The sequence below is a fragment of the Acidovorax radicis genome, assembly GCF_020510705.1.
GTDB classification, from domain to species: Bacteria; Pseudomonadota; Gammaproteobacteria; order Burkholderiales; family Burkholderiaceae_C; genus Acidovorax; species Acidovorax radicis_A.
Genome location: NZ_CP075184.1, coordinates 187,309 through 201,331, shown reverse-complemented (window position 1 = coordinate 201,331; position 14,023 = coordinate 187,309). Strand labels below are relative to the sequence as shown.

The following is a 14,023-nucleotide window of genomic DNA, read 5'->3' as shown; positions in this document are numbered from 1 at the left end:
GGGCCATGACAGCACGCATTCACCAGCTGCTCGACCGCTGGCTGGTCGAGGCGCCCCAGCGCCCCTTCATTCACCTGCCGGACGGCACCAGCCTGAGCTTTGCCGACCTGGCCGCGCTCACCGACACGGCCGAGGCCGAGCTGCGAGCGATCGATGTGCGCCCCGGCGACCGGGTGCTGGTGGTGGCCGAAAACTGCCCCGAGCATGCTGCGTTGATCCTGGCCTGCAGCCGCGTGGGCGCCTGGTCGTGTGGCGTCAACGCGCGCATGGCCAACGGCGAGATCGATGCCTTTGCCACCAAGGCCGATGCACGCGTGGTGTATTTCACTGCAAGCGCCTCGCGCAGCGCGGTCGCCCACGCGTTGCGCTACAGCGCCTTGGGCTCTGCCCTGCCGGGTATGCAGCACAGCCCCGTGCGCACCGATGCGCAGCCCGAGCCAGCGCCGCTGCGGGATGACGTGGCGGCCCTGATTTTCACCTCGGGCACCACCGGCGCGCCCAAAGGCGTGATGGTGACGCACGACGGACTGGCCCTGTTTGCGCGGGTGTCGGCGGGTTCGCGCCAGCTGGGGCCGCAGGACCGCAGCTATGCCTTCGTACCCATGACGCACATCTTCGGTCTGGGCACGGTGCTGATGGCATCGCTGCACGCGGGCGCGCAGCTCGTGATGCGGCCCCAATTCGATCCCGCCGACCTGCTCGATGCGCTGGCGCACCACGGTATTTCGCAACTGCAAGGGCCGCCCGCGCTGTACGCGCGGCTGCTGGCCTGGCTGCATGAGCAGGGCATCACCCACCCCACGGCGCCCGCGCTGCGTTACGTGTACACCGGCGCGGGCCCGCTGGACCTGACGCTGAAAAAGCGCATCGAAGCGGCCTTTGGCCAGACGCTGCACCATGGCTACGGGCTGTCGGAATATGCGGGCTCGGTCTACCTCACGCGCCTGTCCGAGCAGCGGCCAGACACCAGTGCAGGCTACGTCGTCGAGGGCGCCGAGGTGCAGGTCACCGACCCGATTACCGGCCAGCCTTTGCGCGTGGGTGAGCGCGGCGAGCTGTGGATACGCGGGCGCGGCCTGATGGCCGGCTACTTTCGCGACCCGCAGGCCACTGCCGCCGTGATGCGCGATGGCGGCTGGTACGCCAGCGGCGACCTGGGCGAGCTGCATGCCGACGGTGCGCTGTTTGTCGTCGGGCGGCTCAAGGAAATGATCATTCGATCAGGCTTCAACGTCTATCCGGCCGAGGTCGAGCTGGTGCTCAACGCGCTGCCCGGCGTGCAGCGCAGCGCCGTCATCGGCCGCCCGGAGCAGGACGGCAACGAGGAGGTGATCGCCTTTGTCGAGCTGGCGCCCGGCGCCCGCTTTGACGAAACCGCCGCCCGCGCGCGGCTGCGCGAGCAGCTAGCGCCCTACAAGCAACCCAGCCACATCGTCACCGTGACCGAACTGCCCACCAGCCACAACGGCAAGGTGCTCAAGCGCCAGTTGCAAGAGCGCGCCGCCACCCTTTAAGGAGACACACCATGACCACCCCCTCCATCCTCTCCCTCACTCGCCGTCACCTTGTCGCGGGTGGCCTGCTGGGCGCCGCCACGCACGCGCTGCCGTCTTTGGCCGCCGATGCCTGGCCGAGCAAGCCGGTGCGCTTGATCGTGCCCTTTCCGCCCGGCGGGCCCGTGGACACCACGGCCCGCGTCGCGAGCCAAAAGCTGTCCGAGATCTGGAAGACCCCGATGGTGATCGACAACCGCGCGGGCGCGGGCGGCGTGGTGGGGGCGCAGGCTGCGGCCCGCGAGGCGCCCGACGGCTACACCCTCTTCCTGGGGGCCATCCACCACTCGGTCAACCCTTCGCTGATGGGTAACCTGCCCTACGACATCGAGAAAGACTTCGCGCCCATCAGCTTCGCCGCCATGTTCCCCGTGTTCATCGTGGCCCATCCGTCGGTACCTGCCAACACCATCCAGGAGCTGATCGCACTGGCCAAGAAGGGCACGCCGCTGGCCTATGGCTCTTCGGGCAACGGCGGCGGCACACACCTGGCGGGCGAGCTGTTCAATATGGAGGCAGGCACCAAGCTGCAGCACATTCCCTACAAAGGCAGCGCACCGGCGATGAACGACCTGCTGGGCGGGCAAGTGCAGCTGATGTTCAGCGATGCACCCACGGCGCTGCAGCACATCAAGTCCGGCCGCATCAAGGTGCTGGGCGTCGCCAGTCGCCAGCGCTCGGCTATGCTGCCCAACGTGCCCACGGGCGTGGAGTCTGGCCTGCCCGGCTACGAGGCGTATTCGTGGGCGGCCCTGTTCGCCCCCGCCAAGACGCCGCAGGCCGTGCTGGACAAGATCAACACCGACTTCAACACCGCCTTCAAGGACCCCGCCGTGCGCCAGCGCCTGCTCGAGGCCGGAGCCGAGGCCGATCCGGGCACACAGGAGCAGATGCGCAAGCGCCTGCGCAGCGAGCTGGACAAGTGGGCCAAGGTCATCAAGACGGCGGGGATTACGGCGGGGTGAGCGGGAGGGAGGGGCGGGGCCGCCTGGGGTCAATTGAAAGCACGGGCACACCAACGGGTGGTTGGCCAGAGGCGGTTCACCCGCTCCCGTTCTCACGACTGGGTTCAGCGGTAGCAATGGAGGTTGATGCCGCCCGCGCAGCCCTTGCGAACGGGTGCTGTCGGCCAAGAGCGGACGTTCCGTCAGTGCCCAGAATTTGAGGCTCTTTCAGGGGTACGCGCCAGTACGCCTTACCCCCTTTGCGGATTCAGACGCGCATCACTTTGCGGCGACGCCAGCGAGCGGGTTCGGCGCACCGCGCAGCGCGTCGCTCGCCGCCTTCCACGCCGAGTCTGCCGGATTGAGCGCGGTGCGCAGATAGGCCCACGTCAGCTGTGCCACCGCCTCCACGCGCGCCGGGTTTTCGTCGGTCGTCTCCGCCGCGTCATAGCCAGAGATCCCACCAAGGATGTGTTCGCCTCCGAACACGGTGAGCAGGTCCTTGGGGCCCGGGCTCAGGGTGTACGCGCCGGCCCGATACTCTGCCTGGTCGGAGAACATCGGGTTGACGTCCCGGTCGCCGACGACTACGAGCGCGGGCGCGGTCATTGCGGAGAAGTCAAGCGTGCGCAGGATCGGATAGCGGTCCCGCGCGGCCCCGGTGAGAAATGTCGGATTGCCCGGCCCGGCGATGATGACACCGGCGGTGATCCGCTGGTCGCGCAGATCGACCACGGAACCATCGGCGTCGGTGACACGCTGGCCGAGCAGCATTCCCGCCGTCATGGCGCCAAGCGAGTGCCCCGCTACAGCCACCCGAACGCGGTCCATCCGACCGCTCAGCCCCGGCACGGCCTCCTCGATCACATCAAGCGCGTCGAGGATACGGGTCATGTCCTCGGCGCGAGAGCGCCAGAAGAGCGCTCCCTCGGGTCCGTTGGGATCGACGACGCCGCGCAGGGTGGCCGACGACAGGTGCGTCGGCTGGATGACGACGAAGCCGCGCGCGGCCCAGTAATTCGCTAGCGGCCCGTACCCGTTGAGCGACGACAGGTTGTTGGACGCGCCGTGTCCGTGGGAAAAAAAGACGATCGGGAGATCGCGGCCGGTCACTGGCGCGGACACACGCACCTGCAGCGGGACGGCGCGCCCCGGCGCCGACAGCACGATGGGGCTGACGGACACGACGGGCACCGGCGCGACGGACGGGAGAGTGACGACGGACGATATCGATGTGGACATGAGACGGTTTCCTTTAGAGGTTTGGGATCGAATGGCTTCGCACACCACGGGCGGTGCACTCGGACAGGCAAACGATACCGCTTGCCGACAGGACTGAATACAATGCAAAGTCCTAATTAAGTGTTTAATAGTCCAGAAATGATTGATCCGCTCACGGAGGTCGTCACGCTCCTGCGCCCGAGTGCTCCGTTCGCCAAGATGGCCACCGCCGCCGGAAAATGGATAGCGCGCCGCGCGGAGACAGGGCTCCCGTTCTTCTGCGCAATCATCGCGGGGGCAGCCCGGCTGACCGTCGAGGGGCAGGAGCCCCTGGTGCTCGATCAGGGTGATTTCGTCCTCGTTCCAGCCGCATTCGACTTCACGGTGTCAAGCCTCGATCCGCCAGCGGACGGGGAGGAGACGGCGTACGTCTTCCGCCCCGACGGTGAGATCCGGCACGGCGATCCGAACGCGTCGCCAGATCTGCGGATGCTCATCGGCTACTGCGTTTTCGCCTCGCCTGACGCGGGGCTATTGGTGTCGCTGCTGCCGCAGGTTGTGCAGGTGCGCGGCGAGCCGGCGCTCACCACGCTCGTGTCGCTCATCTATGCGGAGTTCCGCGCCCGGCGCCCCGGGCGCGACGTCGTGCTCGCGCGCCTGCTGGATGTGCTGCTGATTGAGGCGCTTCGCTCGGCGCCGGGGAGCGCGGCCTCGCCAGGCCTCGTCCGCGGCCTTGCCGACGACCGGCTGGCTGTGGCGATGCGGCGGATGCACGAGCAGCCGAGCGCGTCGTGGACCGTCGCCGAGCTCGCGCGTGAGGCCGCGATGTCTCGGTCTGCGTTTTTCGCCCGGTTCAGCCGACTCGTCGGCGTGACGCCAATGGAATACTTGCTCGGATGGCGCATCGCGCTCGCCAAGAGCCTGCTCCGCGAGGGTGTGACGGTCGGTGACGTCGCCGCGCGCGTCGGGTACAGCTCGGCCAGCGCGTTCAGCGTCGCATTCACCCGAAATGTCGGTCGTCCCCCCGCGCACTTCGCTCGCCGCGATCGAGAGACGCGCACGACGGTACCCCCGGCAGGTGGCGTCGACTACGGACGGACGGAAGAAGGCCGCGCCATTGCGGTCAGCGCCCATGTCGCGCAGCCTGAATCGTGAGCCTGTTGAGCGGCAGTTGCGCGCCGCTGATCAAAATCTGAGGCCGAGCTGTCAGGTTTATCAATCGATCGAGTTGATGCAACTTCGCAGCAGAGTGAACGCCCGTTGTTGCGAAAATCGAACCTCTGCTTCGGCCCCAAGCCACCCCGTCACCTTTCCCAAGCCGCGCCTAAAGCCTACCTCCACCGCGCAATACAGGGCCCCGTCGCTTCGCGCCGTCAAGCCAATTTAGACCTCGTCGTCAACAACCCCAAGCCCAGTGCAATGAAGGTGCCGCCAACGATGCGGTTGAACAGCTTCGCGCGCGCCGCCACGTGCTGCTTCACCATGGAAATGAGGACCACGTAAAAGGCGTGTGAGATCAGTGCGCAGACTGCGAATGTGGTGGTCAGCAGCAGGTACTGAGTGAACAGCGGCATATCGGACACGATGAACTGCGGAAACAGCGCCGAGAAGAACAGGATGGCTTTTGGATTGGTCAACGACACGCCCAGCCCCTGGGCCACCAATTGCCAGTTTTTGCGCTCACGGCGTTGCGTGGTTGCCTGGCCGGCATCGTTGTTGATCAATGCCTCGTTGCTGCGCCAGCGCTTTACGCCAAGCCATGCCAGGTAGAGCGCACCCACCACCTTCATGGCCAGAAACGCGCTCGCCGACGTCGCCAGGATGGCCCCCATGCCGATCATCGCCAGCCCCGACACGGCGAAGATGCCCGCCGAACTGCCCATCGAGCTGAACACGGTGCGCCTGGCGCCCACGTCCATCGAGTTGGAGACCGCCAGCAGCACGGCCGGACCGGGGGTAAAACACATCAGCAGAGAGACGCTGCAGAAAAAAAGCCAGTGGGTTAACGCCATGGTGGATGCGCTTGAGTTGCCATAAACAGCGCCCATTTTCGTTCACGCCGGGGCTGCCACGCTTCGTTGTGGGTGACGTGTGAAGCGCAAAAAGGGGCAGCCTTCAGCCGCTGCCGGGTCCGCAAACGTGAATGCCGCCCGCCCCCGCCAAAGGAGGTCTTAAGCATTGCCAAATTGAATCGCACCGCCCTTGCAGGCATGCTGCATTCCACAAAGCCATAGACCGCCCAAAGGCCTGAGACGAATACACCATGCACCTGAGCGCACATACCCATTACCAGGCCGAGCTAGACGCCGGCCGCATTTGCATACAGCACTGCCCGCAGTGCCAAAGCCACGTATTCACGCCGCGCGAGCTGTGCCCGCACTGCGGCGCCAGCGGCCTGCGCTGGGTGCGCGCCGGCGGCCTGGGCACTGTCTATTCGACGAGCACGATCGCGCGCAAAGTGGACGCTGGCGGCCACTACAACGTGGCACTGGTCGACCTGGATGAAGGCGTGCGCATGATGAGCCGCGTGGAGGGCGTGGCGCCCGAGGCCGTGGTGATTGGCCTGCGCGTGTTGGCCCATGTGGCACACAAGGACGGGCGCGGGCTGGTGCTGTTCACGCCAGTGCGCGAAGGGGGTGCCCCATGAGCCGCGTGCCCCAATCCCACCTGGACGCCGCTGCCGTGAACCGCCCGCTGCGCGGCCGCGTGGCCATTGCCGGCGCCGCCACCTATGGCTGCGGTGAGTCGCCCGGCATGGACGACATGACGCTGCTGGTGCGCGCCGCACAGGCGGCCGTGGCAGATGCAGGCCTGACCATGCAGGACATCGACGGCCTGGCCACCTGCAGCGTCAACGCCAGCATGTGGACCATGCCGGTCATCGAGCACCTGGGTATCAATCCGACCTATGTGGACGGCACCATGATCGGGGGCAGCAGCTTCATCGCCCACCTGCTGCCGGCGATGCGCGCGCTGGAGGCCGGCCAGTGCAAGGCCGTGCTGGTGTGCTACGGCAGCGCGCAGCGCTCGGCCACTTTCGGGCGCAAGGAAAGCGTGGCGGCACGCCGCTTCATGGACCCGCAGCCTTACGAATATCCGTATGAGCCGGTGTTACCCGTCACTGCCTACGCATTGGCCGCCGCGCGCCACATGCATGAATTCGGCACCACGCGTGCGCATCTGGCCGAGGTGGCCGTGGCCGCGCGCGCCTGGGCACAGCTGAACCCCGAGGCCTTCATGCGCGACGCGCTCACCATCGAAGACGTGCTCTCGGCCCGGCCGATGGCCAGTCCGCTCACCGTGCGCGACTGCTGCCTGGTGACGGATGGCGGCGGCGCCATCGTGCTCACGCGCGCCGAGCGTGCACGCGATCTGCCCAGGCCCCCGGTCTACGTGCTGGGCAATGCCACGGCGATCTGGAACCGCCAGATCTCGTGCATGCCCGACTTGACCACCACCTCTGCCGCGCAGTCCGGCGCCCAGGCCTTCGCGATGGCGGGCATGAGCGCCGCCGACATGGACATGGCCCAGGTGTACGACGCCTTCACCATCAACACGATCCTGTTCCTGGAAGATCTGGGCTTTTGCGCCAAGGGCGAGGGCGGCGCCTTCGTCGCTGGCGGCGGCATCGCGCCCGGAGGGCGCCTGGCCGTCAACACCAATGGCGGTGGCCTGTCGTGTGTGCACCCGGGCATGTACGGCATCTTTGCGCTCATTGAGGCCGTGCGCCAGCTGCGCGGCGAAGCGGGCGCGCGCCAGCTCAGCCAACACCACACGGCCGTGGTGCATGGCAACGGCGGCACGCTGTCGAGCCAGTCCACCGCCGTGCTCGGCACGACCGAAACCCTCTGATCTACCCATCTCGAAGAAAGAACCTCTCACCATGATCCGCGACCCAGAAACCCTGGAAGCCCTGCTCGACAGCGTGCGCCGATTCGTGCGCGAGCGCCTGGTGCCCGCCGAAAACGAAGTGGCCGAGACCGATGAAATCCCCGAAACCATCGTGCAGGAGATGCGCAACCTTGGCCTGTTCGGCATGACCATCCCTGAGCAGTTCGGTGGCCTGGAGCTGACCATGGAGGAGGAATGCCGCGTGCTGCTGGAGCTGTGCCAGACGGCCCCTGCCTTCCGCTCCATCATCGGCACCACGGTGGGCATTGGCTCGCAGGGCATCCTGATGGATGGCACGCCCGAGCAGCAGGCCCAGTGGCTGCCCAAGTTGGCCACGGGCGAGGTCATTGCCTCGTTCGCGCTGACCGAGCCCGAAGCCGGATCGGACGCGGCCTCGCTGCGCACCACTGCCATCCGCGACGGCGACCACTACATCGTCAACGGCACCAAGCGCTACATCACGAACGCTCCGCATGCGGGCATGTTCACGCTGATGGCGCGCACCAACCCCGAGGACAAAGGCGCGGGCGGCGTGTCCTCGTTCATCGTGGACGCCAAGACGCCCGGCATCAGCTTTGGCAAATACGACAAGAAAATGGGGCAGCGCGGCGCCCATACCTGCGACGTGATCTTCGATAACGTCAGGGTGCCGGCCGCCAACCTCATCGGCCTGCAGGAAGGCCGCGGGTTCAAGACGGCGATGAAGGTGCTGGAGAAGGGCCGCATCCACATCGCCGCAGTGGCCGTGGGCGTGGCCAAGCGCATGCTGCGCGATGCGCTGCAGTACGCGCTGGAGCGCAAGCAGTTTGATCAACCGATCTGCGACTTCCAGCTGGTGCAAGCCATGCTGGCCGACAGCCAGGCCGAGCTGTACGCGGCCGAGTGCATGACCCTCGACGCTGCGCGCCGCCGCGACGACGGGCACAACGTCTCGACCGAGGCCTCGTGCGCCAAGATGTTCGCCACCGAGATGTGCGGCCGCGTGGCCGACCGCGCGGTGCAGATCCTGGGCGGCGCGGGTTACATGGCCGAGTACGGCATCGAGCGCTTTTACCGCGACGTGCGCCTGTTTCGCCTGTACGAGGGCACGACACAGATCCAGCAGATCATCATCGCCCGCAACATGGTGCGCGAGGCACGCAACGCATGAGCCACCCAGCCGTTCCAACGGCTCATGGCACTGCAGCCGGTCAGGGCGAAGGGACTCCCGCGAGCGAGGCGCCACGGCCAGTGGACCGCAGCGCCTTCATGCGGCTCATCGGCGCCGCGCAGGTGCCGGCGCCGCAGGGCAAGGTGCATGTGCGCCTGCCCCACCTGCGCGAGGAGCTGCTCAACCAGCTGCCGGCCGCGCACGGCGGCGTGGTCATGGCCCTGCTCGATTCGGTGATGTCACGCGCTGCGGGCGAGCTGCCGGATGCGCCGTCGCAAACCGCTGTGACGGTGGAGATGAGCAGCCGCTTTCACCGCCCCGCACGTGGCGCGCTGCTGGCTGAGGGCTGGGTGGTGCATGCCACGCGCAGCCTGTGCAGCTGTGCGGGCCAGCTGATCGACGAACAGGGGCAGGTGGTGGCCACGGCCAGCGGCACCTTCAAGTACTGGCTGGCGCCGACCACGCTGCTATCAAAAAAGTGAGCTGCAAGCGCTTGATTGACAAGGGCTAGCGGCATTTTTCGCTCAAAACACCGCCACCCGGCTGGAAGGTGGGCGCAGGGCTTATTCCAGCTGCAGCCGCCCTTGCGCATCCGCCACCAGCAGCCCCACCAGTTCCTGCGCAAAGCTGGGCAGGGCCTCCAGGCTGCGCACACAGATCTGCATCTCGCGCACCGACCACGCATCCGACAACGGCACGATCGCGATGTCCATGGTCTGGGCGTGGCGGCTCGCGGCCGACTCGGGCAGCACGCCCACGCCCACGCCTGATTCGATCATGCGGCAGGCGGTCTCGAAGTTGCCGACCTGGATCCGCAGCTTGATCGGGCGGTGTAGCTGGTCGCTGGCCTGGCGAAGAAACGCATGGATGGCACTGGACTCGTGCAGGCCCACGTAGTCAAGCTCCAGCGTGTCGGAAAAATCGATCTGCATCTGGCCGTCGAGCGCGTGGCCGCGCGGCACAACCAGCACCAGGCGGTCACGGTGGTAGGGCAGGGTCTCCAGGTTTTCGGTGCGCACCAGGCCAGCGACGATGCCAATGTCGGTCTGCCCCTCGGTCACCGCGCGCACGATATCGTGGGACAGGCGCTCGCGCAGGTCGATGTTCACATCGGGATGGCGGCGCAGAAAATGCCGCAGCACGGGCGGCAAAAACTCCCCCAGCGAGGTGGTGTTGGCGAACACGCGCACATGGCCTTTGATGCCACGCACGTACTCCTGCATGTCCCCGCGCAGGTGCTCGATCTGCCCCACCACCATGCGCGCATGGGTGACAAAGGCCTGGCCCGGCGGTGTCAGCGTCACGCCCTGGCTGGTGCGGTATAGCAGCTTGGTGCCAATGCTCTCTTCCAGGTTCTTGATGCGCGTGCTCGCGGCAGGCAAGGAAATAAAAGACAGCTCTGCTCCGCGCGTCATGCTGTTTGCTTCAGCAATACGCACCATCAAACGCAGATCCACAAGATCGAAATGCATGGCCATGCACGCATTGTAGGAAAGCCCACCCCCTTCCCGTCGCGCCAGCCACGGCGTGCACAAACGCCGCCTTCAAAAATCACGAAGCCGCCCCCAGCGCAGCCGCCCTAGGATGGCAACCTTGCCTGCACGGTGCAGGCCACCCGACAGGCACCACCGAAAGAACGCCATGACCGCCAGCGAGCACGCCACCGCCCCTGCCACCCCTGCCCCGCACGGTGCGGCCCCGCAACGCCCCGGCGCCCTGGGCCACCTGCGCGTGCTCGACCTCTCGCGCGTGCTGGCGGGCCCCTGGTGCACGCAGAACCTGGCCGACATGGGCGCCGACGTGATCAAGGTCGAAAAGCCCGGCGAGGGCGATGACACGCGCCACTGGGGCCCGCCCTTTTTTGCCGATGCGGCCGGCACACCCACTGACAACGCCTGCTACTTCGCCGCCTGCAACCGCAACAAGCGCTCCGTCACGGTGGACATGGCCACACCCGAGGGGCAGGAACTCATCCGCGAACTGGCCTGCCAAAGCGACGTGCTGGTGGAGAACTTCAAGACCGGCGGCCTGGCGCGCTACGGCCTGGACTACGCGAGCCTGAGCCGCCTCAACCCACGCCTGATCTACTGCTCGGTCACGGGCTTTGGCCAGACCGGGCCGTATGCGCCGCGCGCTGGGTACGACCTGCTCGTGCAGGCCATGAGCGGGCTCATGAGCATCACGGGGCGCGCCGACGCCGAGCCCGGCGGCGGGCCTTTGCGTGTGGGCGTGGCGGTCATCGACCTGTTCACCGGCATGTACGCCACCAGCGCCATCCTCAGCGCCGTGGAGGCGCGCCACCACACGGGCCGCGGCCAGCACATCGACATGGCCCTGCTGGACGTGGCCATGGCCGTGCTGGCCAACCAGGGCATCGGCTACCTCAACACCGGCAGCGTGCCCCAGCGCCAGGGCAACACGCACCCCAGCGTTGTGCCCTACCAGGACTTTCCCACGCAGGACGGCAACATGCTGCTGGCCATTGGCAACGACGGGCAGTTCGCGCGCTTTTGTGAAGCTGCCGGCATGGGCTGGGCGCAGGAGGCACGCTTTGCCACCAACGCCGGTCGCGTCACCCACCGCGAGACCCTGATTCCCCTGATGGAGCAGCTCACGCGCACGCGGCCCACGGCCGACTGGATTCGCCTGCTCGAAGACAAGGCCGTGCCCTGTGGCCCCATCAACCACATCGGCCAGGCCTTTGATGACCCCCACGTGCAGCACCGGGGCCTGCGCGTGGAGCAAGAGCGCTACCCGGGCGCCCAGCCGCCTGCGGGCGAGCACATCAACCGCGTGCTGACCACGGCCAGCCCCATGCGCCTGTCAGACACGCCGCCCACGCTGCGCCATGCACCGCCAGCCCTGGGCCAGCACACCGAGCAAGTGCTGCGCGAACGCCTCGGCCTAGACCCCGAGCGCCTGGCCGCGCTGCGCGCCAAAGGCGTGGTGTAGTGACATAACCGGGTAGCCGTTCAGCGCGGCATTCGCCCACAAGGCACCAGCGCGCACGCTGCACGGCAGGGCCGTGGCTGCAGCGCCCACACTGCCCACGACCAACGGCAGGTCTGCGCCAGCCGGCCGCTGGCGTGGTGCAACCCGGGTCTGTTCCGTGACCGCTGCCACCGGGGCTATCCACTGCGCTGCCTGGGAGCGCGCGCAGCGGCGCTGCGCCCGGCGGGGGCATGGGCGGGTCGACATCGGGGGTATCGGACAGGGGGAGGGTCATGCGGGTATGGGCGTTGTGACAGCACCCGCCAGCGCACAATATGCGCCTTCGGTCGCCCGGGCTCCCCGCACGCTGGCGCCGGCTGAAACATCGGTCAAATCGGCCTTCAGCGCCTGTCAATCAATCGCTGCAAGCTATCAAAAAAAGAGCATCCATTTGTCCCCCGCGCACTCTGTCCTGCAGGACGTCTTTGGTTATGAACAATTCCGCGGCCCGCAAGCGGCCATCGTCGAGCATGTGATCGCTGGCGGCGATGCCCTGGTGCTGATGCCCACGGGCGGCGGCAAATCGCTGTGCTACCAGGTGCCGGCCATCGTGCGCCAGCAGCAGGGGCGCGGGGTGACCATCGTGGTCTCGCCGCTGATCGCGCTGATGCACGACCAGGTGGGCGCGCTGCACGAGGCGGGGGTGTCTGCTGCGTTTCTGAATTCCACGCTGAGTTTTGACGAATCGCAGGACGTGGAGCTGCGCCTGCAGACCGGCGACATCACGCTGCTGTATGCGGCGCCCGAGCGGCTGAACACGCCGCGTTTTCTGGGCCTGCTCGACAACCTGTACAACGAGGGGCACCTCTCGCTCTTTGCCATCGACGAGGCGCATTGCGTAAGCCAATGGGGCCACGACTTCCGGCCCGAGTACCGCGCGCTCACGGTGCTGCACGAGCGGTATGCGGGTGTGCCGCGCATTGCGCTCACCGCCACGGCCGACGACCTCACGCGCGCCGACATCATCGAGCGGCTGCAGCTCGAAGACGCGCGGCTGTTCATCAGCAGTTTTGACCGGCCCAACATCCGCTACCGCATTGAGGAAAAGAAGGACGTCACCACACAGCTGCTGCGCTTCATCGAGCGCGAGCATGCGGGCGAGGCGGGCGTGGTGTATTGCCAGTCCAGGAAGCGCGTGGAAGAGCTGGCCGCCACGCTGAGCGACGCGGGCATCACCGCCCTGCCTTACCACGCGGGGCTCGATACCAAGGTGCGCCAGAAGAACCAGGACCGTTTTCTGCGCGAGGAAGGCATCGTGATGGTGGCCACCATCGCGTTCGGTATGGGCATCGACAAACCCGACGTGCGCTTCGTGGCGCACGTGGACATGCCCAAGAACATCGAGGGCTACTACCAGGAGACCGGCCGCGCAGGCCGCGACGGCCTGAACGCCGATGCCTGGATGGCCTATGGCCTGAACGACGTGGTCAACCAACGCCGCATGATCGACGAGAGCCCGGCGGGCGAGGAGTTCAAGCAGGCGCTGCGCGGCAAGCTCGACGCGCTGCTGGCGCTGGCCGAAGCCACCGACTGCCGCCGCGTGCGGCTGCTGGCCTACTTTGGCGAAGCCTCCACACCCTGCGGCAACTGCGACAACTGCCTGAACCCACCCGCAGTGTGGGATGCGACCGACGCGGCGCGCAAGCTGCTGTCCACCATCTACCGCGTGAACCAGGCCAGCGGCATCAGCTTTGGCACGGGCCACATCATGGACATCCTGCGCGGAAAGAAGACTGAGAAGGTCGCGCAGTTCGGGCACGAAAAAATCTCCACCTTCGGCATCGGCGCGGACCTGACCGAGCCCCAGTTGCGCGGCGTGCTGCGCCAACTGATCGCCACCGGCGCCCTGGGCCTGCAGAAGGTGATGCTGGACAGCGGCCACAGCTTTGACACGCTGTGCCTCACCGAAGGCTCGCGCGCCGTACTCAAGGGAGAGGTGCCGGTGCAACTGCGTGAATCGGTGTCGTCCGCACCCGCCAAACGCAGCCGCAAAAGCAGTGCGCCCCCCGCTGCTGCCGCCAACCTAGGGCCCGACGCGCAGGTGCGCTTCATCAACCTCAAGGCCTGGCGCGCCGAGGTGGCACGCGAGCACAACCTGCCCGCGTATGTGATCTTCCACGATGCCACGCTGGCGGCGATCGCCGAGCGCAACCCGGACACGCTGGAGGACCTGCAAGGCATCAGCGGGATGGGGGCGAAGAAGCTGGAGGCGTATGGGGCGGAGGTGCTGCGGGTGGTAGAGAAGAGCTGACATGCGCTCAAAAGAGCCTGCA

General features: G+C 67.0%; 12 protein-coding genes. 9 read left to right on the top strand and 3 right to left on the bottom strand.

All coding sequences use genetic code 11. The features are described 5' to 3' along the window. Positions 1 to 5: 5 nt before the first annotated feature. Positions 6 to 1,514, top strand: a complete 1,509-nt coding sequence (locus KI609_RS00875; RefSeq protein WP_226446090.1) for a class I adenylate-forming enzyme family protein — start codon at positions 6 to 8, stop codon at positions 1,512 to 1,514. 11 nt (positions 1,515 to 1,525) lie between these two features. Continuing rightward, positions 1,526 to 2,518, top strand: a complete 993-nt coding sequence (locus KI609_RS00870; RefSeq protein ID WP_226446088.1) for a tripartite tricarboxylate transporter substrate binding protein — start codon at positions 1,526 to 1,528, stop codon at positions 2,516 to 2,518. Positions 2,519 to 2,776: 258 nt separating this feature from the next. Here KI609_RS00870 and KI609_RS00865 read toward each other — a convergent pair whose 3' ends face one another. Then, a complete protein-coding gene (locus KI609_RS00865; RefSeq protein WP_226446086.1) occupies positions 2,777 to 3,739 on the bottom strand; it encodes an alpha/beta hydrolase family protein in 963 nt (320 codons plus the stop codon). 138 nt (positions 3,740 to 3,877) lie between these two features. Here KI609_RS00865 and KI609_RS00860 point away from each other — a divergent pair, with 138 nt between their 5' ends. After that, complete coding sequence (locus KI609_RS00860; RefSeq protein ID WP_226446084.1) at positions 3,878 to 4,873, top strand: AraC family transcriptional regulator; 996 nt, start codon at positions 3,878 to 3,880, stop codon at positions 4,871 to 4,873. A 218-nt stretch (positions 4,874 to 5,091) separates the two neighbouring features. On the opposite strand, the gene KI609_RS00855 is transcribed toward KI609_RS00860, so the two are convergent. Then, positions 5,092 to 5,730: a LysE family translocator gene (locus tag KI609_RS00855; protein ID WP_319003143.1), complete on the bottom strand. Its 639-nt coding sequence runs from the start codon at positions 5,728 to 5,730 to the stop codon at positions 5,092 to 5,094. Positions 5,731 to 5,981: 251 nt separating this feature from the next. Between KI609_RS00855 and KI609_RS00850 the strand changes: the two genes are divergently transcribed. From KI609_RS00850 to KI609_RS00835, 4 genes are all read left to right on the top strand, one after another. Next, complete coding sequence (locus tag KI609_RS00850; protein WP_226446072.1) at positions 5,982 to 6,365, top strand: Zn-ribbon domain-containing OB-fold protein; 384 nt, start codon at positions 5,982 to 5,984, stop codon at positions 6,363 to 6,365. After that, a complete protein-coding gene (locus KI609_RS00845) occupies positions 6,362 to 7,570 on the top strand; it encodes a thiolase (RefSeq protein ID WP_226446060.1) in 1,209 nt (402 codons plus the stop codon). The genes KI609_RS00850 and KI609_RS00845 overlap by 4 nt, the downstream gene beginning before the upstream one ends. Before the next feature lie 31 nt (positions 7,571 to 7,601). Further along, positions 7,602 to 8,759: an acyl-CoA dehydrogenase family protein gene (locus KI609_RS00840; RefSeq protein ID WP_226446058.1), complete on the top strand. Its 1,158-nt coding sequence runs from the start codon at positions 7,602 to 7,604 to the stop codon at positions 8,757 to 8,759. A 98-nt stretch (positions 8,760 to 8,857) separates the two neighbouring features. Beyond that, positions 8,858 to 9,241 carry a PaaI family thioesterase gene (locus KI609_RS00835; RefSeq protein WP_226450118.1) on the top strand — a complete coding sequence of 128 codons (384 nt, stop codon included), beginning with the start codon at positions 8,858 to 8,860 and terminating at the stop codon, positions 9,239 to 9,241. Positions 9,242 to 9,322: 81 nt separating this feature from the next. On the opposite strand, the gene KI609_RS00830 is transcribed toward KI609_RS00835, so the two are convergent. Continuing rightward, positions 9,323 to 10,237 carry a LysR substrate-binding domain-containing protein gene (locus tag KI609_RS00830; RefSeq protein WP_226446047.1) on the bottom strand — a complete coding sequence of 305 codons (915 nt, stop codon included), beginning with the start codon at positions 10,235 to 10,237 and terminating at the stop codon, positions 9,323 to 9,325. A gap of 163 nt (positions 10,238 to 10,400) precedes the next feature. Here KI609_RS00830 and KI609_RS00825 point away from each other — a divergent pair, with 163 nt between their 5' ends. Both KI609_RS00825 and recQ read left to right on the top strand, forming a co-directional pair. After that, on the top strand, positions 10,401 to 11,711 hold the full coding sequence (locus KI609_RS00825) for a CaiB/BaiF CoA transferase family protein (protein ID WP_226446038.1): 1,311 nt from the start codon (positions 10,401 to 10,403) through the stop codon (positions 11,709 to 11,711). Between the two features lie 430 nt (positions 11,712 to 12,141). Next, positions 12,142 to 14,001 (top strand): DNA helicase RecQ, encoded by a 1,860-nt coding sequence (gene recQ / locus KI609_RS00820; protein WP_226446028.1) that lies wholly within the window; start codon positions 12,142 to 12,144, stop codon positions 13,999 to 14,001. The last annotated feature ends 22 nt before the right edge of the window (positions 14,002 to 14,023 follow it).